Below are 20,732 nucleotides of genomic sequence, written 5' to 3' on the forward strand. Positions count from 1 at the left end.
ACGTAGAATGCGCGGATGACCCATTCCGCCACCTCCTACGCCACGCTGTCGCCCGACCTCGTGCTCGACGCGCTCGATACCCTGGGCCTTTACAGCGACGGCCGCCTGCTGGCCCTGAACAGCTATGAAAACCGGGTCTACCAGATCGGCATGGAGGACGGTCCGCCGGTGGTGGCCAAGTTCTACCGGCCGCACCGCTGGAGCGATGCGCAAATCCTGGAAGAGCATGCCTTCGTCGACGAACTGGCGGCGCGGGAGATTCCAGTGGTGCCGGCATCGCGCATCAACGGCGCCACGCTGCATCACCACGGCGGCTTTGCCTTCGCCGTGTTTCCGCGCCATGGCGGCCGCGCGCCGGAGCTCGATGACCGCGACACGCTGGAATGGATGGGCCGCTTCCTTGGCCGCATCCACGCGGTTGGCGCGCTTGAACCTTACGGAACGCGGCCGGCGCTGGACCTCGACACCTTCGGCATCGAGCCGCGCGACTTCCTGCTGGCCCACGATTTCATCCCGCCCGAGCTGCTGTCGGCCTGGCGCAGCGTGATCGACCAGGCGCTTGACGGCGTGCGCGGCTGCTATCAAAGGGCCGGCGAGGTGCGCCTGCTTCGGCTGCATGGCGACTGCCATGTCGGCAATGTGCTGTGGACGCCGGACGGCCCCCATTTCGTCGACTTCGACGACAGCCGCAACGGTCCGGCGGTGCAGGACCTGTGGATGCTGCTCTCCGGCGATCGGGCCGACATGGTGCGCCAGTTGTCTGACCTGCTGGCCGGCTATGAAGACTTCTGCGAATTCGACCCGCGCGAACTGCACCTGATCGAGGCGCTGCGCACGCTGCGGCTGATTCATTATTCAGGCTGGCTGGCAAGGCGCTGGGACGACCCGGCCTTTCCGGCGGCCTTCCCCTGGTTTAATACCCAGCGCTACTGGCAGGACCGCATCCTCGAATTGCGGGAGCAGGTGGCGCTGATGACCGAGCCGCCCCTGTGGCCGGCATGACTGAAAACCTGACACGGAGCACTATGGAAGCGATACGTTTTGGCATCATCGGCGGCAGCGGGCTGTACAAGATGGAGGGCCTGTCCGGGGCGCGTGAAATCATGCTGGACACGCCGTTCGGCAAGCCGTCGGATGCCATCGTCACCGGCCTGCTCGACGGCGTGCCGGTCGCGTTCCTTGCACGCCATGGCCGGGGCCATTCAACACTCCCAGGCGACCTGCCTTACCGGGCCAATATCTGGGCAATGAAGTCGCTCGGCGTGGATTATCTGATGTCGGTCTCGGCAGTGGGTTCGCTGAAAGAAGCGCTGGTGCCGCGCCACATGGTGCTGCCGGACCAGTTCATCGACCTGACGCGGCACCGCGCCGGCACCTTCTTCGGCGACGGCGCGGTGGCCCATGTCAGCCTCGCGCAGCCGGTATGCGCCGCGCTGTCGGGGGTGCTGGCAGAGGCTTATGCCGACTGCGCGCTGCCTGCCGCCATGCTGCATCGCGGCGGCACCTATGTCTGCATCGAGGGGCCGCAGTTTTCCACGCTGGCCGAGTCGCGCCTGTACCGCTCGTGGGATGCCTCGGTAATCGGCATGACCAACATGCCCGAGGCGCGCCTGGCGCGCGAAGCCGAGATTGCCTACGCCACCCTGGCGCTGGTGACCGACTACGACTGCTGGCATGAAGGACATGACGCAGTGACGGCCGAGATCGCGATTGCCAACCTGATGCATAACGCCGCCAATGCGCAGAATGTGCTGCGCGCCTGCGTGCGCCGGCTGGCCGCCGATGCGCCGCCGTCGAAGGCGCATGACGCGCTGAAGCAGGCGCTGGTGACGCCGCCGGCGGCGATGCCGGAAGCGACCAGGGAGCGGCTGTTGCCCTTGCTTCGCAAGTATCTTTGACGCTGCCTATTTGCCATTTCCCTCTTTGCCGGCGGCGGCTTGGCGCAGCGTTGCGGTTGCTCCAACACTGCCCCTGGCCAGCGTAACCCACGAACTGCCAGTGTTGTTGTCAGGAGTTGAAATCGAAAACAACTTTCCTGCCGGGGTTGTTGTAAACAAAAGCGTATCGATCAATTAATTCCTTACTACAGCCCCTGCTTCTCATCTCCCTGATTTTTGCGTTAAAGGCCTGCTCCTTAAACACCATGCATGCCATTTCCTCCGCCATATTCTGTCCGATCAGGCCGCCGTTGATTTCCTGGAGGTCTTCATCCGAAAGAAACGGAATGTTGGCCTTGATCAGCGCTTCGCAGCCAGCGGTAATTTCAGTGCAGTCGATCGCGATCGCGTTCTGCGCTGAGAATGCGAGCAGGGCATCAACCCGCTTCTCCTCAGCCATGATCGTGCTGATCCTGTCTACCAGCGCCGGGTCCTTGCGGGCCAGTTGCAGCAAGGCGATGACCTTGTTTGATATCTTGTCCATTTTCATTTCTCCTGGGAACGGTGCGCAATAAAGCTTCAATCTGGCAGGCCCATGGGATCTTGGTAAGCCAACCTGCTGCAATTGCGAACCAGTTCTGTGGCATGGATAGATACGAAGTACAAGGAAACCCCAAGCAGGGGGCAAGCTGATGAGGCGCCTTGCAAGAACAACGGCGAGCAGGCAATGTACCTAATCGAGCAACGCTGCCATCCCGATGTAATTTGGCGGCAATGCAATTTCAACCAGGCGACACCTGCGCATGCGCGTTGCAAGCTCGGGCGACCATTCCTGCAGCGGCATGCCCAGGCATTTCAGGCAGGCTTCATGGCTGCTCCACGCGCGCGCAAATGCAGCTTGCCGTTGCGGTGCCGGCGTCCCGTTCAAGGCGGCGGCCATGCGAGGCCCCAGATAGTCCCGCGCCAGCGTTTCCTGGTCTGGCAGGGCGGCGTCCCCCAATGCCATCAGGTCGACGCCGATCCGTCCGCCCACGCGCATGGCCGCCAGCGACAGCCCTGCTTCATGGCTGATGGACAGATGAATCGATGCAGTCGGCAGCATCAGCGCTGGCGCTTGGCCCGGCTCGCTCTCCAGCGGCACTGCTTCAGGCGCGCAGCCCAGAAGCTTTGCGAGCGATGCGCGCAAGGCGTCGCGCACCAGTTCACGCGCCTGGCCGCGCAGGTTCGTCCGCGGCGTCGGCACGGCAATGATAGAAAGGCTGCCGTCCGGCGCAGGCGTCGGCATGCCGGAGCCTGGTCCGGAGCCAGCCCTCCAGTGCGGCGCCAGCCTGGCGCCGGATGCGCCGTCGCCTCTCATGCGTGGGCCGGCGCCGCCGGGCAGCCGCGCCATGCGCTGCCGGCGGGGATTACCTCACCCTTCATCACCAGGGTCAGCGCGTTCAGTCGCGCGCCATCGCCGATGCGGGCGCCATACAGCACCGCGCTGCGCGGACCCATGCAGACGCCTTCGCCTATCAGCACGTGGTCGATCTTCATCACCCGGTCTTCGAAGAGATGGGTCTGCGGACAGGCCAGCGCATTGATTTCGCTGTTTGCACCAATCGTCACGCAGTCGAATTCGGTGATGTCGGTGGTGTCCATGTAGACGCCGGCGCCGATCCGGGTGCCCAGCAGCCGCAGGGCCAGCGGCAGCCACGGCGTGCCGCGCAGGTAGCGCAGGAAGTTGGGCACGGTAATGCCTTCATACATGCTGGTCACCGCTTCGGACAGCCAGACGAAGGGCGTCCACATCGGCACGGTGCGGGCACGATAGCGGCCCATGAATAGCCATTTCAGCGCGGCCACGAAGAGCAGCGTGCCGATGCCATAGGACAGGCCGGCCAGCGCCAGGCCGCGTGTCACGTCGCCCCAGCGGCCGGCTTCTGCCGCCGGCATCAGGTCGAGCACCACCACGTAGCCCACTGCGGTCATGATCGCGTGCGGCGCGGCGATGCGGAATGCCTCGACGCTGCCACGGCACAGGCGGCGCAGGCGGGACGGCCGGAAGGTCAGCGTCTCCGGAAAACCGGTGGTGCCTTCGCGTGCCGGCAGATTGATCGGCGGCGTGCCCAGCCAGGTATCGCCCGGCTGCATCTGGCTGTTCGACGGCGCGCGGCTATGCACGCCGATCAGGGTGTTTTCCGGCAGCACCGTGCCGTCCGGCACATAGGCGCCGTTGCCGACGAAGCTGCGGCGCGAGATCACGGTGGGCTGCATGGTCATCCAGCCGCCATCGATATGCTCGTCGCCCAGCATCACCGCGTCCGCAATGAAGGTTTCATCGCCCAGCGTCAGCATGTCGGGCACCACGCCCAGCGCGGAAGAGATCTCCGCATCCCGGCCCACCTTGGCGCCGAGCAGGCGGTACCACAGCCCCGAGTAGACGGTGGCATAGACGCCGTGCAGCACATGCAGGCTGGCTTCCTGGATCTGGTTCACCAGCCACTTGCGGCAATAGACGATGCTGTGCACCGGCCAGGAACCGGGTTTCAATCGTGGCAGCACGGTCCAGCGGATGCCGACCGACAGCAGCACGGTGCAGACGATCAGCAGCGCCGACGCCGGCAGCGCCAGCAGGAAGTAGCGCGCCAGCTGGGTCGGCACGTTTTCCGACTGCAGCCAGCCGAAGCGGCCCGGCTCGCCCAGCCAGTCGATCAGCATGAATGCCGGGAACACCGGCAGGAAGAACAGCAGCGCCACCAGCAGCGCACCGACGCCGAAGAATGCGGTTTCCATCGCAAGGCGGCGGCGCGACACGGCCGGCCGTGGCGGCTGCGCTGCGCGGTCGAAGGCGCCGGCGTCGCGCGCCGGCGAGCCGGTCCAGCAGCGGCCGGCGGGTATCCGCATGCCGGCGGTCAGCGCGGATTGGCCGTCGAGATGGGCGTCGGCGCCAAGCGCGGTATCGCCTTCCAGCACCGCATAGGAACCGACAAAGGCGCCCGCGCCGATGTCGATACGGCCGAGGTGCAGCCGGCCACCTTGCACATGGGCGTTTTCCAGGTTGACCGCATGGCCTATGCTGGCGCCGTCGCCGATGGCCAGCAGCGACGGCACCCGCAGCGTGATCGAGCCGACCAGCGCGTCATGGCCGACCCGGGCGCCGAGCGAGCGCAGCCAGCGGACATACAGCGAGGAGCCGGCCAGCAGATAGGTCGGCGCCGCTTCGGCCAGACGGTCGCCCAGCCACCAGCGGAAGTAGGTCAGGCCCCAGAGCGGGTAACTGCCGGGCTTGAGATTGCCGGCCACCAGGCGCACGCCGGCCGCCGAGATGGCGAAGGCCAGCAGGGTCATTAGCAGGAAGACGCCGGCTGAGGCCGTCACTGCCAGCGCAATCGAGTCGCCCGGATCGCCGGTGTAGAAGTGATAGGTGAAGAAGGGCGCCAGCCACTGCGCCATGCGCAGGGTCATCAGCGCGGGGGCGGCAATGGCCTGGGCCGCGCCGCAGCGCCAGCGGCGCCAGGCGGCGATGCGCACCGCCGGCGGCTGCGTGGCCGGCGCGGCGGCGGCTTGCGGCTGGCTCGCGGCGATGGCCGCGGCGATGCCCGACACGGTGCGATGCTGGTAGACGTCGCGCACGGTGACATGGGCGTAGCCCGGCATGGCGCGCAGCGCCGACGCCAGGCGCGCCGCGAACAGGGAGTGACCGCCCAGGTCGGAAAAGAAATCGGCATCGCGCCGGATCGTCTGGCCGGGAAACAGCACGCGCAGCGCATCGAACAGCGCCGCTTCCGCCGGCGTGCCGGGCAGGTCGCCGCCGGCGGCTACGGCGATGGCAAGCGGCAGGGCGCGCAGCGCATTGCGGTCGATCTTGCCCGATATCAGGCGCGGCATCTGCGCCAGCGCCTCGAAATGGCCTGGCACCATGTAGGGCGGCAGGCTGGCGGCGAGGGCGGCGCGCAGCGCGGTGCGCCCGGTTGCCCGGCCGCTTTCGGCAACATAAAAGGCAATCAGTTTCTCGATGCCTTCCTCGCTGCGCAGCACCACGGCCGCGGTCCCGATGCCCGGCTGGCGCATCAGCACGGCCTCGATCTCGCCCAGCTCGACCCGGAAGCCGCGGATCTTGATCTGGTCATCGGTGCGGCCCAGGCATTGCACCTGGCCATTCTCATCGATGCGCGCCAGGTCGCCGGTGCGGTACATGCGGGCATGGGCGGCGCTGGCTGCCCATGGATTGGCAATGAATTTTTCGGCGGTGAGTTCGGCGCGGCCGAGGTAGCCACGGGCTACGCCGGGGCCGGTGATGCAGAGCTCGCCAGCCTCGCCACGCGGCGCCAGACGCAGCGCGTCGCCGCTGCCTGCGTCCAGCACCAGGAGGCCGTAGTTCGGCAGCGGCGAACCGATGGTGACCGGTTCGCCCGAGTGCAGCACGGTCATGCTGGCCGAAACTGTCGCTTCGGTGGGGCCATAGCTGTTGAATACCTGCCGGCCCTCCCGCGCCCAGCGCGCCACCAGGGCCTGCGGGCACATCTCGCCGCCCAGGTTGATGATGCGCAGGCCTGGCACGTCCTGCTTGAACAGGGCCAGCAGGGTAGGCACCGCATGCAGCACGCTGACGCCGTTGGCGGCCAGCGCCTGTGGCAGCGCTTCGGGATCGGTGGCCACCGCGCGCGGCGCAATCCAGAGCGTGGCGCCGACCAGGTAGCTGATCCAGATTTCCTCGAACGACATGTCGAAGGCCACGGAAAAGCCCTGGTATACCCGGTCGCTCTCGCGCACGCCGAGCACGCTGTTTTCACTGCGCAGGAAATGGCAGATCCCGCCCTGGCTGATTTCGATGCCCTTGGGTTTGCCAGTGGAGCCTGACGTGTAGATCACATAGGCCGGATCGGTAGGAAGCACCTGGCCGCGCTGGCGCAGGGGTACCGTTGCCGGCAGCAGCAGGTCCTCGGCCAGCCATGTCGGGAAGGGCAGCGCCGCCAGCTGGCCGGCCGCGTCCCTGCAACCTACCAGACCCGGCGATTGCGCGTCTTCGAGGCAGGCCTGGATGCGGGCCAGGGGCGTGTCGGCATCGAACGGCAGCCAGGCCGCGCCCGTCTTGGCAATGGCCGCCTGCATCACCAGCAGGTTTGCACCGCGCGGCAGCCACAGGCCAACGATCTGGCCCGGGCCGATCCCGGCCTCGATCAGCCGGGATGCGGCAAGGCTGGCGGCATGATCGAGTTCGGCATAGGTCAGCGACTGCATGCCGTCGACCAGCGCCGTCTTGTGCGGCATGCGCCGGGCGGTAGCTTCCAGCAGGTCGGCAAGGATTTCGTCGCGGATGAAGTCGGGCCGGTGAGGGCCCATCAGCATGGACGGTTGCCGCTGGCTGTTTAATGCATCAAGGGAGAATTCCAGGCTTGCAGAATCGATATCGGATGGCAGATCCAGAGGCATTATTTCGTCCATCAAGTGAGTCACTCATTAGCGGACGAAAAGCGCGGCGGTTGACCTCCGCCACGAAAATATTTTGTACTTGCCTGACTGGCATTATGAATGTGCCACTGTCTTCCAGCCGCTGCGCATGATGCTGTTTTCATCCATGGCCGCAGGGGTGGACCTCGTTTGTTCCTGCTCCGCTTGCGATGCAGCGAAGGCAGCGATCAACTGGGCCAGCAGCTGGTCTTCCAGCGCATGGCGGCGTGCTGCCGCGCCGCGCTTGTTCGACGGATAGGCATTGAGGGGCCGGCGCTGATGCTCCAGCGGCAGGCTGAACAGGCCATCGGGGCCTTCGGTGCCGCCCATATCGGTCCAGATCGCGTCATACGACTGGACGATGGCACGGCGCTTGCGCCAGTGGCGGTAGATGTGCTGCGCGTTGCCAATGCCCGCCATGCCCTGCAGCCCGCACGCCGCGGCTACCGCCTGCAAGCCGGTGAAGAGCAGGTCGCGCGGTCGCAGGCCCCACAGGTGACGGGTGGCGTCCCGCATCCTGTCGCGGCTGGTCGGGCAATTATTCCCCTGCCAGCACCCGACGACCAGGCCGGGCACGCCGTTCCTGCTGCCGCAGGTGAAGGCGGTCTTGAGCAGCGTGAAGCCCTCGCATTCCAGTCGCAGCATCAGTTCGCCTTCCTTGGGCAGGTCTCGCGCCGAGCCCAGGCGCAACCGGTAACTGGCGCCGCTCCTGCCGGTGAATTCGGCCAGGACGGCATCGGCCTGCATGGCTTCGAGCAGCAGTTGGGCGCCGGGCTGTCGCAGCACGAATTCGTAATGCGATATCAGATTGCCAGCGCGGGCATTGGCATTAAGGCTCTTGTAGCTGTAGGGACGATGTATTTTCTCGGCAAGGTAGGGATGCTGCCGCAGCAATGCCAGCAATAGCTTGCTGTCCCAGAGGCAGTTCAGGACCCGCATGGTCGGGCCGAGGTGGGTCAGCGAGCGCAGCAGCATCTTGCTGCGCCGGTAGCGCGCCGTCCTGGGGTCGGCTGCAGGATAGAGCCATTCTGTGGCAGCGCCTATCCGCTGCGCGGCCGTGCTGCCCGCCAGCGCGCGCACGGTCCACAGCAGCATCGTGTCAAGAAGGGGATACATGTCTCGTCTCTCATCGTTACTATTTTTTATTAGTGTTCTTGGCGCTGGTAACGCTGCATGCGGCTATTCCGCCGGCGTGCGCGCGAAGTAGCCGTAGGCCAGCGGCAGCAGCAGCAGCGTGAAGAAGGTGGCCGAGACGATGCCGCCGACGATCACCACCGCGAACGGCCGCTGCGTTTCCGAGCCGACGCCATGCGACAGCGCCGCCGGCAACAGGCCCAGGCCCGCCATCAGCGCCGTCATCAGGATCGGACGCAGGCGCGCCACCGCGCCTTCTACCGCGCTTTCCAGCGAAGCCGCGCCATTGCCGGCCAGTTCCATGATCTGCTCGACCATGATCACGCCGTTCTGCACCGAGATGCCGGCCACGGCGATGAAGCCAACCGCCGCCGACACCGAGAAATGCAGGCCGGCAGCGGCCAGGCCGGCGATGCCGCCGATCAGGGCGAAGGGCACGATGGACAGCACCAGGGTGGCCTTGCCGACCGAACGGAAGGCCCAGAACAGCAGCGAGAAGATCAGCAGCGCCGTGACCGGCACGATCACCGTCAGCCGGCGCACCGCGCGTTGCTGGTTCTCGAACTGGCCGCCCCAGGTCATGCTGTAGCCGGCAGGCAGTACCACCTGTTCCCTGACCTTGCGCTGGGCTTCGGCGACAAAGCTGCCCTGGTCGCGGCCGATCAGGTTGGCCTTGACCGAGGCATTGCGCCCGCCCGCCTCGCGGCTGATGCGTGCCGCGCCCTGGCGGGTCTGCACCCTGGCGACATCGCCCAGGTTGATCGTGCCGCCGCCCGGCAGCGGCACCGGAATGGCCGCGATGTCATCGACCGATTCCCGCGCGTCGGCGCGCAGCCGCACCGTGATGTCGAAGCGGCGGTCGCCTTCGTAGAACTGGTTGACCGCATTGCCGGCCAGCGCGGTCTGGATCGATGCATTGACATCCGAGACGTTCATGCCGAGACGGGCGATACGGTCGCGGTCGATCACGATGTCGAGCTCGCTCTGGCCGCCGATGCGGATCGCGGCAACGTCGGCCGAGCCCCGGATGCCGTTGAGGATGGCAGCAACCTGTTCGCTCTTCTGCGTCAGCACGTCGAGCTCGGGCCCGAAGATCTTGACCGCGATTTCGCCCTTCACGCCCGACAGCGCCTCTTCCACGTTGTCCTGGATGACCTGGGAAAAGTTGGTCGGCACGCCCGGCAGGCGGCGGATCCGGGCCGACATGTCGGCCACCATCTTTTCCTTCGTCTCGAAACGCCACGCGTCGCGCGGCTTCAGCTCGGCCAGCACTTCCAGGTTGTTCGGGCCCTTGGGGTCGGTGCCGTCATCCGGCCGGCCGACCTGGGTGATCACGTTGCCGACCTCGGGATAGGTCAGCATCACGGCCCGCACCTGGCCCTCGATGCGCTTGGTCTGCTCCAGCGAGCTGGAAGGCGCCAGCGTGATGGTGAGCCAGATATTGCCTTCATCGAGCTTGGGCAGGAACTCGCTGCCCAGCCTGGGCGCCAGCGCCAGCGTGACTGCCAGCGCCGCGGCCGAGATGCCGAACACCATGAAGCGGCCCGGATGCAAGCGGAGCAGGAAGGCGCGGTAGCGTTCCTGCAGGGAGTGCATCCATGGGCTGTGCCGCTCGGCCATGGTATGGCGCTTCATCAGCAATGCCAGCAGGGTCGGCACCAGCGTCATGGTCAGCAGGATGGCGCCCAGCATCGCAAAGCTCAGCGTCAGCGCCACCGGCGTGAAGATCTTGCCCTCGACCCGCTGGAACGTGAAGATCGGGATGAAGGCGACGATGATGATGGCCTTGGCGAACAGGATGGGGTGGCCCAGGTCGACCAGCGTGCCGCGCAGCACATCCTTGCGCCACAGGTAGTCGGCGTCGGCATGGGTCGGATCGAAGTTGTGCGCCGCCAGCCTGACCATCAGCGCTTCCACCAGCACCACGGCGCTGTCGATGATGATGCCGAAGTCGACCGCGCCCAGCGAGATCAGGTTGGCCGGCACGCCTTTCAGGTCCAGCATGATGAAGGCAAACAGCAGCGACAGCGGGATAACCGCCGCCACCACCAGCGCGGCACGCCAGTCGCGCAGGAAGATCACCAGGATCGCGATCACCAGCGCCGCGCCCACCAGCAGGTTTTCCGCCACGGTATGCACGGTGTGGTCGATCAGCTTGGTGCGGTCGTAGATGGCATGCAGCTTCACGCCCCTGGGCAGCCGGGTATGGACTTCCTCGATGCGTGCCTTGATGTCTTCCACCACCTTGGCGGCATTGCCGCCGCGGACCATCTGCACCACGCCCTGCACCACGCTGTCGCTGCGGTTGAAGGCCACGATGCCGGACTTGGGCCGGATGCCGATGGCCACTTCGGCCAGGTCGGACACCAGCACCGTCTTGCCGGCCTTGGCGCTGACGATCACGCGGCCGATGTCGTCCACGCTGGAAAACAGGCCGATCCCGCGCACGATCAGGCCTTCGTCGCCGCGCTTGACATAGCCGCCGCCGACATTGGCGCTGTTGTTGGTCAGCGCCTGGCTGACCTGGTCCATGGTGATGCCGTAGCGTTTCAGGGCCTGCGGATCGATGCGCACCTGGTATTCCCGCACGGCGCCGCCGAAGCTGACCACATCGGCCACGCCGGACACGCTGCGCAGCGACGGGCGGATCACCCAGTCCTGCAGCGCCCGCACCTCGGATTCCGACATCGAGGACGGCGCCTCGACGATATAGCGGTAGACCTCGCCAACGGCAGTGGTCAGCGGCGCCAGGGTAGGCTGGATGCCGGTCGGCAGGTTGACGCCCTGCAGCTTTTCCAGCACCTGCTGGCGCGCGAAATAATCATTTGTGCCGTCTTCAAAGGTCAGTGTCACCACCGACAGGCCGCTGATGGTAACCGAGCGCAACTGGGTCTGGCGCGGCACGCCGCTCATCTCGCGCTCGATCGGCAGGGTGACGGTACGCTCGATTTCCTCCGGCGCCTGGCCGGGGTACTGGGTGACGATCTGCACCTGCACGTCCTGCACGTCGGGGAAGGCCTCGATCGGCAGGTTGGTCAGGGAGCGGTAGCCAAAGACCGCCAGCGCGGCGGTCAGCACCAGCACGAATATCCGCTGGTTGAGGACGAAACGAATCAGCTTATCGAGCATGGGACGCCATTTCTGCATTCAGCAGCAGCGCACCTTCCACCACTACTCTTTCACCGGCCGACAGGCCGCTTTCAACAAAACTCACATCGCGCCCGCGCAGGGCCAGGCTGACCTTGCGCTTTTCGAAGGCGCCGGGCGCCTTTTCAACGAAGGCATAGGTATGGATGCCCTCGGTCACCAGGCCGCCGTTGGGCAGGGCGATTGCGCGCCGGTTGTTGTCTGCCAGGAAGGAGACGCGGGCAAACATTTCCGGCCGCAGGCGGCCGTCGGCATTGTCGACGCTGCAGCGTACCTGTACGCGGCGGGTGGCCGGGTCCAGGCCGAAGCCGACCTTCTCGACGGTACCGGCGAACTGCACGCCCGGATAGGCCTCGGTCTCGATGCCGACCTTCTGGCCGGGCTGCACCCGGCCCAGGCTGCGTTCGGGTACGTCCACCAGCAGCCACAGCCTGGCCGGGTCGCTGACCACGAACAGCGGCGCGGCCTGGTCCGGCCGCAGCTCCATGCCGGGCGTGACCTGGCGTTCCACCACCACGCCCGCCAGCGGCGAACGCAGGTTGAACCTGCCGTTGTCGGCGCCGGATGCATGCAGGTTTTTCAAACGCAAGGCGCTGCGCCGGCTCTCGGCCATTGCCTGGCGGTAATCCGCCTCGGCGGCCTCGACTTCCTTCTGCGGCACCACTTCATGCGCCAGCAAGGTGCGGGCGCGATCGTAGGCCAGCTTCCTGCGGCGCTCGTCGGCCACGGCCTTCTGGTTGTCGGCATCGGCGGCGGCCAGTTCCGGCGCATCGGCCTGCAGCAGCACGGCGTCGCGGGCGACGCGGTCGCCCACTTCGGCGCGCACCGCCAGCACCCGGCCCGCGATCGGGCTGGAAATGCGGGCAGTGCGGTTTTCATCCAGCGCCAGGCGGCCGTTGAGCGGCTCCGACACCGGCAGCGGCAGGGCGTTAGCGGTTTCGGTGCGCAGCGTCGACAGTTGCGGCGCATTGGCCGGATATTGCAGCACGCCATTCTGATAGGCGGGGTTGGCGACTTGCTCGGGCTCGGCGACGACAGGCTGGTTGGCCGCCTGCAGGTGGCGGGTGAGGCTGACGGCGCCCAGCACCATGGCGGCCGCCACGGCGACGGCTAGGACTGTCTGGATGCGTTTCTTGGAATTCATGGCTGGTCTCCGGAGGCGTTGGATTTGGCGGCTTCCCAGGCAGCCAGTGCTTTTGCGTGGTCTGCGCGGGCGGCAGCCGCTTCGAGCAGGGTGGCGCGGCGGGTGCGGCGCGCATCAAGCACATCCATGACGCCGGCCGCGCCATTGCGGAATGCGTATTCAGCAGCATCCGCCGACTTGGCCGAGGCTGCAAGGAGTTCGGTGTCGTAGCGGCGCAGGCGGATGGCTGCCTGGCGCGCGTCGCTGGCGCTGATGATGAGTTCGCTGCGGGCAGCGGCGCGGATCTTTTCCAGCGCCACTGCGGCATTGTCGGCCGCGGCCTGGGCGCTGCGGATTTCCCCCGTGAACTGGTTCTGCAGGAACAGCGGAATCTGGATCGACACGCCAACGCTATTGCCGCTGCCCTGGTTGTTGGCGCCGTTCTGCGGCCAGTGTTCGGCCTGCACGCCGACCGTCACGTCGCGGGTGCGCAGCGACAGGGCCAGGCGCAGCGCGGCGTCGGCGGCGCGTACCCGGGCCTCGGCGGCGCGGATGTCGGCACGGTTGGCGATCGCCGCGTCGGCCATTGCCTCATAGGCAAGGTCGGGGTCCGGCACCGGCCAGGCGTCGGTGGCGCGCAGGTCGGATGTGCCGGTCAGGCCGCCCAGGGCCAGCGCCAGCGTCTGCTGCGCGCGTCGCACCTCGGCTTCGACCTGGTTCACATCGTTGGCGGCGCGCAGCGCATCGACCTCGACACGGGCCACGTCGGCGCCGGCGATGTCGCCCGCCTTGCGGCGCTGCACGGCCGCTTCCCGGGTCTTCTGGTACAGGCTGGCGGTCTCGCGCACGATGTCGCGCCGCTCCTGTGCTTCCAGCAGGTCGTAATAGGCCTGCGCCACTGCCAGGCGCATCTGTCGACGCACGTCGCCGAGGTCGTTGCGCGCCGCCTGCTCCAGCAGTTGCGCATTTTCGACCCGCAGCGCGCGCTTGCCGCCGCGTTCGATCTGCTGGTCGATGCGCACTGTGGTGTCGACCGCCTTGCTGCGCAGCGGGCCGCTGCCCACGCCCTGGGACGGATTGATGTTGACGGTTTGCAGGGTCAGCAATGGATTGGGGCCGACATCGGCGGACCTCACGCCGGCCTGCGCATTGCGCAATGCCGTCAGGGCCAGCCTCAGGTCATGGTTGCTGTCCAGGGCGATGCGTTGCGCATCGTCCAGCCTCAGGGCCATGCCAGTGTCCTGGGCGGCGGCGCTCAAGCCCGACAATGCACAGGCGAGCAGCAGAATAAACTTCTTCATGTACTGTTACGTGATCAGTGAAACAACGTCCTATCCCGCGCTTGCCGGACGGTCATTGCAAAACAGGCGCAAGACCTCGCCGGCGGAGTCATCCTAGAGTTGCTTCCTGTCAGGCAACTGAGGATTTGCTGACAAAATCCTGACGGCAGGCGATTGTCGTTTTCACATACAATGGCCCTCCCGAATCTCGCCGCCTTTTCCCTACGCAATGCATGTGCTTTTAGTCGAAGACGATGCCGTACTGTCCGACGGCATCGCCCGCAACCTGACCAACCATGGCATGGTGGTGGACGTTGTGTCCAACGGCCGTGATGCCGACCTCGCGCTGCAGCGGCGCGACATCGCCGTGGTGGTGCTCGACATTGGCCTGCCCGGCATCGACGGCTTCGAGGTGGTGCGCCGCCTGCGCGCCCGCGGCAGCACCACGCCGGTGCTGCTCCTGACCGCGCGCGACGCGGTGGAAGACCGGGTGTTCGGCCTGGAACTGGGTGCCGACGACTATCTGGCCAAGCCCTTCGCCACGCCGGAACTGGTGGCGCGCGTAAGGGCGCTGCTGCGCCGGGCCAGCCCGGCCCAGACCAGCGTGCAGATGGGCGAACTCACGCTGGACACCGCCGCGCGCCGGGCCATGGTGCGCGGCCGGCCGATCGAGCTGTCGGTGCGCGAATGGGGCATCCTGGAATACCTGATACGGCACAGCGGCCGGGTTGTCTCGAAGCAGCAGATCATCGACGCCATCCTGCCGTGGGGCGAGGAGCTGACGCTGAACGCGGTGGAAGTCTATGTCTCGCGCATCCGCATCAAGCTCGGCGACGCCGGCCTGGCGCTGCGCACGATACGCGGCTTCGGCTACATGCTGGAAACTGAACGCTAAGATGCGCAGCATACGGCTGAGTCTGCTCAAGTGGCTGCTGTTGCCGCTGCTCCTGCTTAACCTGATCGGCGCGGCCGGCACCTACCTGCTGGCCTGGCGCCCGACCCAGATCGCCTTCGACCAGAGCCTGGCCGACGTGGCCTGGGCGCTGCTGCCTTATGTGACGCAGCGCGATGGCGGCATCGTGGTCGATCTGTCGCGCCAGGCCGAGCAGGTGCTGCGGCTGGACCATGTCGATGCCGTGTATTTCGTGGTGCGCAACCACAAGGGCGAGATCGTCGCCGGGGACGCCGATTTCCCGGAAACGCCGGAACCGAAGGCAATGAACGAGCCCGAGGCGCGCGACGGCCGGATGCGCGGCGTGGCAATCCGCGTGATCACCTTGTCAACGCTGGTGGGCAGCGAGCCGGTCACGATTTGCGTTGCCGAAACCTTGTGGAAGCGCATCAGCGTGCGCTCGGGGTCGAACTTCGCCGGGCTGCTGATTCACGAGCTTCTGCTGACCCTGCTGTCGGTGGCGATTGTGTGGATTGCCGTGACGCGCGGCCTGGCGCCATTGCGGGCGATGCAGTCCAACCTGCACGGCCGCGCCGACGATGACCTGGCCAATCTGCCGGATGATCCGATGGCACTGGAACTCAAGCCCGTGGCCGCCGCCTTCAATGGCCTGCTGGAACGGGTGCGCCGGGCCGCCCGCAGCCAGCAGGATTTCCTGGCCAATGCCGCGCATCAGCTGCGCACGCCGCTGGCTGGCCTGAAGACCCAGCTCGAATGGATGGACCGGCGCCACGCCAACGACCCCGACAGCGCCCGTTCGGTGGCGATGATGCTGGCCTCCACCGAGCGCATGATCCGCCAGACCAACCAGCTGCTGGCGCTGGCGCGGGCCGAACCTACCCAGTTCCAGAAGACCCGGCTGTACCCGGTGGAGCTCGACAAGCTGGTGCAGGACTCGATCCAGCATTTCGTCGAGGAAGCCGACAAGAAGCAGATCGACCTCGGCTTCGAGCTGGCGCCGCTGACCATCGCCGGCGACCGTTTCCTGCTGCGTGACCTGATCGACAACCTGGTCGACAATGCGATCCGCTATACCCAGCCGGGCGGCCGTGTCACGGTAAGCTGCCATGAAGCCGACGGCCGCGGCCTGCTCCGGGTGGAGGACGATGGGCCGGGCATACCGGCGAATGAACTCGACCTGATCTTCAGCCGGTTTTACCGGCTCAACAATGACGTCGCTGGCAGCGGCCTAGGCCTGGCCATCGTGCGCGACATTGTCACCGACCACAATGCCGAGCTGAAGGTGGGGCCGGGCAGCGGTGGGCGTGGAACGGTTTTCTCGGTCAGCTTTGCGCTGGCGCAGGAGGAGCAGGAGGTTGGGGCTGTGCATCCTGTGGGGTGAGGTTAGGAGGCTTGGGCAACGGGCTGGCTGCAGTAGCACTTCAGGTCTTGTTGAGCGCGCCTTGAAGGCGGTGGCTGAAGCGTATAAGGTGCGGCGTCTTTCGTAGGGTGGAATACCCCGCAGGGGCATTCCACGGATGGTGAACCACGGAAGTTGGCCGATAAGGCTGTGCCGGTTTGCGAACGCGGTTGCGGTTGAAGTACGCATAGCGACAGTTGCAGTTGCAGTTGCAGTTGCTTTTGAAGTGGCCGTTGCAGTGAAGTCCCGTTGAGCGCGCCGTGACGGCGACGCCTGAAGCGGATAAGGTGCGGCGTCTGTCTGAGCGCAGCGCAGCGCAGCGTAGCGAGTTTAGCCGCGCCCCGCTTCAGGCGTCGCCGTCACGGGGACCCCGCGCAGCGGGGCGCGATCACCGGGTCGCCTTTTCTTGCCTACTTCTTTTGGCGAAGCGTAACTATTCAGCATCAGACTGTTAAATTCCTTCATTCAGGTGCATAGTGCGATGTCATGAAATCACGTCCCGATCTCTCCACTCTGAGCTTCGAGCAAAAGGACGAGCTGATCCTGCAACTCTGGGATCGCCTCGACAAGCTCGAAGCGATGCTGCTTAAAAACAGCAGTAACTCCAGCAAGCCGCCTTCGTCAGACGGCTTCAAACGCAAGCCTAAATCACGCCGCGTGGCTGGCAAGGCCAGTGCGGGCGGGCAGAAGGGACATCCCGGATCGACATTGAAACGAGTCGACGTGGCTGACCAAGTGCAAGTGCATCAGCCACCGCAACGCTGCACGGCATGTGGCAGCAAACTCGACCTGCGCACCGCCACGATCGATGTGCAAGGGCGTCAGGTCATTGACTTGCCTGCCATTCGCATGACGGTGATTGAGCATCGCCTGCAGCGTGTGCGCTGCCGTTGCGGCCAGGCGCATACCGGATGCTATCCCGAGGGGGTGACGCAGGCGGCACAGTACGGTGCGACCATCAAGGCTGCGGTGGTTTATCTGACGCAGTATCAGCATGTGCCGATGAAGCGATGCACGCGCCTGATGCAGGACTTGTTTGGCGTGACGATGTCCCCGGCCAGCGTGCATGCCGCCATTGCGCAGGCGCACGCCGCTGTGGCACCGGTGGTGCAGGCGCTGGGCGAGTCACTGCTGCAGGCGCCAGTAGTGCACTTCGATGAAACGGGCATGCGCGTGGGCACCAAGCTGTACTGGATGCACAGTGCATCGACCGAGGACGCAGTGGTCTATCAGGTGCATGCGCGCCGCGGCTACCAGGCGCTGGAGGCGTTGAACCTGCTGCCGCGCTTCAAGGGTGTGGCCGTGCATGACGGCTGGCCTTCCTACTACCGTTTCAACGTACAACATGCGTTATGCAACGCGCATCATTTGCGTGAGCTGGAGTTCGTAATCGACTCGACCGGGCAGCAATGGGCGCAAGACATGATGAGCTTGCTTGTGAAGATGAATCATGCTGTGGATGCCAGCGAGGATGGGGTGTTGAGCCAGCATGTTGCTGCAAGCTACCGTCGCCGATACCGTGAGCTCCTTGAGCAGGGTCGCCAGCATAATCCGCAAAGGCTGACTGACCTGACCCGCAAGGACAAGCGAGGCGGCATCAAGCAAAGCACCACATACAACCTGATCAAGCGGCTGGAGCAACACGCTGATGATGTGCTGCGTTTCATGCATGATGCACGGGTGCCGTTCACGAACAACCTTGCCGAGCGCGACCTTCGCATGCCCAAGCTCAAGCAGAAGGTATGCGGATGCTACCGCAGCTTTGCGGGCGCGCAGGCGTATTGCAGCATTCGTTCCTACATAGGGACATTGCAGAAGCAATCGAAGGATCTGATACAGGCATTGACCATGCTATTTAGCGGTCGCATGCCTTCGACAGGTTAAGGCTGCATACGTCTTGCGTTCTATGAATGCTGAATAGTTACGGCGAAGCAAAAGAAGTAGGTCGCCTGCCGGGGCGAACACCCGGCCTGGTCATGACGACAGTGCAGTCAGCTTGTTTCACCCGGCGTAAAGACGTCACTGCGAAGCAGCAGTTGCTTTTGACTTTGCAGTTCGCAGTTTGCTTAGAAACGTCAACGTCAACGTCAACGTCGACAGTGCTGCCCGTGCCTTGCCGGGTGACGCAACACCGCTGCACTGCCGTGGAGACAAGCCGGGAGTCCGTCCCGGCGGCCGGGTTACTTTTTTGCTCCGCCAAAAAAGTAACCAAAAAAGGCGGCCCCGGTGATCGCGCCCCGCTGCGCGGGGTTCCCGTGTCAGCGGTACCCGGAGCGGGGCGCGGCTAAACTCGCTACGCTACGCTGCGCTCAAACAGACGCCGCACCTTTTCCCGCTCCGGGCACCGCTGACACGGCGCGCTCAACGGGGAGTTGAAAAGCAACGGCAAGTTCAAATGCAACGGCAAGTTCAAATGCAACGGCAAGTTCAACTGCAACGGCAAGTTCAAATGCAACGGCAAGTTCAACTGCAACTGCAACTGCGACGGCCGTCGCCAGGACCGAACTGATAGCTTCTGCATTTGCGGCTGCATCCAGCCCCACACCGCGCGATGCGGCAAGCCCGCATGACGATTACAATGCCGCCTCCCATCCACTGACCTGATGAAGCCGCCCATGATCCTGCCCACACTTCGCCGCGCCGTTCTTGTCCTGCTGCTGGCGTCGACACTCCCCGCGCTGGCCGACGATACGCTGCGCTTTGGCGTGGGCCTGTTCCAGCCGGACAGGGAGAAGAATGACGCCACCTATCGTCCGCTGGCCGATTACCTGGCAGGGAAACTGGGCCGCAAGGTGCAGCTGCGCACCGTCGACAGCTGGGAAGGGCTGGCCAAGTCGCTGGCCAGCGGCGAAACCGACATCGCGCTGCTGGGGCCGTGGGGTTATGTGCTGGCCAATCGCAATGCCGGCGCGCAGGCGGTGGCGACCATCCTCTACGACGGCAAGCCGACCTACCATGCGTTGATTGTGACCCGGCCCGACAGCGGCATCCAGAGCCTGGCTGACCTCAAGGGCAAGCACTTCGCCTTTGGCGACAAGGGCTCCACCTCGGGCTACCTGATCCCGACCTACCAGTTCCTGACCATGGGCATCCAGGACCCGGAAAAATTCCTCGGCAAGGTGGTCTATACCAAACACCAGGCCATCGAAACCCAGGTGACCCGCGGCGAGCTCGATGCCGGCGCCGACTACGACCGCAACCGCAATGCCATGATCGAGCAGGGCCTGATCAAGGCTGCCGACAGCAAGGTCATCTGGACCTCGGCGCCGCTGCCCAACGATGCCTTCGCCGTCAGCGCCGACCTGGCGCGCGACAAGGCGCTGGTGGCCAGACTGAAGGCCGCACTGGAACAGGCCGGCGCGCCGGCCCAGGCCAACCCGGGCTTGCTGCCGGCGCATTACACCGGCTTCGTTGCAAGCGACGATGCGCTGTACAAGCCGATCCGTGACGCTGGCCTGGCCACCGGCAAGCTGCAGCCGCGCCCGTGACCATGGCCACGCGTGGCAAGACGCGGCTGTGGCTGTTCGCGCTGCTGTATGGCCTGCTGATCGTCGCCAGCGTGGCCAGCTTCGTGCGTGCCGGCGATTTCCAGTTTGGCCGCAAGCCGTGGCAAAACCTGACGCGCACGCTGCAGGAACTGTCCCGGCCCAGCCTGGTCGAGGCCTGGCTGGGCGAGCGCGAATTTGCCTATCGCGATGAAGCCGGCCGGGTGCTGCGCACCGAGGACAGGCGGGCGCTGGAGCGTTCCTATCTGCTTGGCCTGTTTGATGCGGTATGGACCACGATGAAGGTCGCCACCCTGGGCTCGCTGGCCGCCGCGCTGGCGGCGCTGCCGTTCGGCGTGCTGGCTGCCCGCAACATGCTGGCGCCGCGCTGGATGGCGGCACCGGCGCGGCTGCTGCTGGATGCGGCACGCGCCATCCATGCTTTGGTATTCGGCCTGCTGCTGGTGGGCATCATCGGGCTCGGCCCGATGGCGGGCATCCTGGCGATTGCCTTTCATTCCTTCGGCAGCTACGGCAAGCTGTATGCGGATGCGATCGAGGCCGTGGACCGGCGCCTGATCGATGCCGGCCTGGTGCTGGGCATGACGCCGCTGCAGACCCTGGTGCATGCGCTGCCGCGCACCATGCTGCCGCAGGCGCTGGCCATCCACTTGTATATATGGGAATTCAATGTGCGCGACTCCACCGTGCTGGGACTGATCGGCGTCGGCGGCCTCGGGCTGCTCGTGTCGGAGGCGGTGTCGCTGTTCCAGTGGGGACGGCTGGCAACGCTGCTGCTGGCCATCGTGCTGCTGGTGACCCTGTTCGACCGGGTCAGCCGGCGGGTCAGGGCCGAACTGGCGCTTCGGCACTGAGCACCATCGCCAACCGGGCAAGCGACGTGCAAGCCGGTTTCGGTTTATGCTTTGCACTCGTTTTTC

Annotated in this window: 15 protein-coding genes; 7 read left to right on the forward strand and 8 right to left on the reverse strand. The window is 65.6% G+C overall.

The genetic code is table 11. From position 1 onward, the window contains the following. Positions 1–15 precede the first annotated feature (15 nt). Together KTQ42_RS02485 and KTQ42_RS02490 are read left to right on the forward strand one after the other, a co-directional pair. Positions 16–1,002: a serine/threonine protein kinase gene (locus KTQ42_RS02485; RefSeq protein WP_217344066.1), complete on the forward strand. Its 987-nt coding sequence runs from the start codon at positions 16–18 to the stop codon at positions 1,000–1,002. Between the two features lie 23 nt (positions 1,003–1,025). Continuing rightward, a complete protein-coding gene (locus KTQ42_RS02490) occupies positions 1,026–1,898 on the forward strand; it encodes an S-methyl-5'-thioadenosine phosphorylase (RefSeq protein WP_217344067.1) in 873 nt (290 codons plus the stop codon). Positions 1,899–2,007: 109 nt separating this feature from the next. Here the strand turns inward: KTQ42_RS02490 and KTQ42_RS02495 are convergent, their stop codons facing one another. The 7 genes from KTQ42_RS02495 to KTQ42_RS02525 form a co-directional block, all read right to left on the reverse strand. Next, on the reverse strand, positions 2,008–2,421 hold the full coding sequence (locus KTQ42_RS02495) for a hypothetical protein (protein ID WP_217344068.1): 414 nt from the start codon (positions 2,419–2,421) through the stop codon (positions 2,008–2,010). Positions 2,422–2,610: 189 nt separating this feature from the next. Next, positions 2,611–3,267, reverse strand: a complete 657-nt coding sequence (locus KTQ42_RS02500; RefSeq protein WP_217344069.1) for a 4'-phosphopantetheinyl transferase superfamily protein — start codon at positions 3,265–3,267, stop codon at positions 2,611–2,613. Then, the gene (locus KTQ42_RS02505; protein ID WP_217344070.1) at positions 3,231–7,208 is read right to left on the reverse strand and encodes a Pls/PosA family non-ribosomal peptide synthetase; all 3,978 of its coding nucleotides are present in this window, start codon (positions 7,206–7,208) and stop codon (positions 3,231–3,233) included. The genes KTQ42_RS02500 and KTQ42_RS02505 overlap by 37 nt, the downstream gene beginning before the upstream one ends. Before the next feature lie 177 nt (positions 7,209–7,385). Beyond that, positions 7,386–8,426, reverse strand: a complete 1,041-nt coding sequence (locus KTQ42_RS02510; RefSeq protein WP_217344071.1) for a DUF535 family protein — start codon at positions 8,424–8,426, stop codon at positions 7,386–7,388. 63 nt (positions 8,427–8,489) lie between these two features. Then, a complete protein-coding gene (locus KTQ42_RS02515; RefSeq protein ID WP_217344072.1) occupies positions 8,490–11,573 on the reverse strand; it encodes a CusA/CzcA family heavy metal efflux RND transporter in 3,084 nt (1,027 codons plus the stop codon). Then, positions 11,563–12,735 (reverse strand): efflux RND transporter periplasmic adaptor subunit, encoded by a 1,173-nt coding sequence (locus KTQ42_RS02520; protein WP_217344073.1) that lies wholly within the window; start codon positions 12,733–12,735, stop codon positions 11,563–11,565. Before KTQ42_RS02520 ends, KTQ42_RS02515 begins: the two co-directional genes overlap by 11 nt. Further along, positions 12,732–14,015 carry a TolC family protein gene (locus tag KTQ42_RS02525; RefSeq protein ID WP_217344074.1) on the reverse strand — a complete coding sequence of 428 codons (1,284 nt, stop codon included), beginning with the start codon at positions 14,013–14,015 and terminating at the stop codon, positions 12,732–12,734. Before KTQ42_RS02525 ends, KTQ42_RS02520 begins: the two co-directional genes overlap by 4 nt. 208 nt (positions 14,016–14,223) lie before the next feature. Between KTQ42_RS02525 and KTQ42_RS02530 the strand changes: the two genes are divergently transcribed. The 3 genes from KTQ42_RS02530 to KTQ42_RS02540 all read left to right on the forward strand — a co-directional run bounded on the left by KTQ42_RS02530 (position 14,224) and on the right by KTQ42_RS02540 (position 18,190). Next, positions 14,224–14,889 (forward strand): response regulator transcription factor, encoded by a 666-nt coding sequence (locus KTQ42_RS02530; RefSeq protein WP_217344075.1) that lies wholly within the window; start codon positions 14,224–14,226, stop codon positions 14,887–14,889. Position 14,890: 1 nt separating this feature from the next. Beyond that, on the forward strand, positions 14,891–16,288 hold the full coding sequence (locus KTQ42_RS02535) for a sensor histidine kinase (RefSeq protein ID WP_217344076.1): 1,398 nt from the start codon (positions 14,891–14,893) through the stop codon (positions 16,286–16,288). A gap of 504 nt (positions 16,289–16,792) precedes the next feature. Further along, positions 16,793–18,190: an IS66 family transposase gene (locus tag KTQ42_RS02540; protein ID WP_217343761.1), complete on the forward strand. Its 1,398-nt coding sequence runs from the start codon at positions 16,793–16,795 to the stop codon at positions 18,188–18,190. A gap of 425 nt (positions 18,191–18,615) precedes the next feature. Here the strand turns inward: KTQ42_RS02540 and KTQ42_RS02545 are convergent, their stop codons facing one another. Continuing rightward, entirely contained in the window at positions 18,616–18,849 is a 234-nt protein-coding gene (locus KTQ42_RS02545; protein ID WP_217344077.1) for a hypothetical protein, read from the reverse strand. 72 nt (positions 18,850–18,921) lie between these two features. Between KTQ42_RS02545 and KTQ42_RS02550 the strand changes: the two genes are divergently transcribed. Then, a complete protein-coding gene (locus tag KTQ42_RS02550; protein ID WP_217344078.1) occupies positions 18,922–19,794 on the forward strand; it encodes a phosphate/phosphite/phosphonate ABC transporter substrate-binding protein in 873 nt (290 codons plus the stop codon). Positions 19,795–19,796: 2 nt separating this feature from the next. Continuing rightward, on the forward strand, positions 19,797–20,666 hold the full coding sequence (locus KTQ42_RS02555) for an ABC transporter permease subunit (protein ID WP_217346784.1): 870 nt from the start codon (positions 19,797–19,799) through the stop codon (positions 20,664–20,666). The last annotated feature ends 66 nt before the right edge of the window (positions 20,667–20,732 follow it).

This window comes from Noviherbaspirillum sp. L7-7A (genome assembly GCF_019052805.1).
GTDB lineage: Bacteria > Pseudomonadota > Gammaproteobacteria > Burkholderiales > Burkholderiaceae_D > Noviherbaspirillum_A.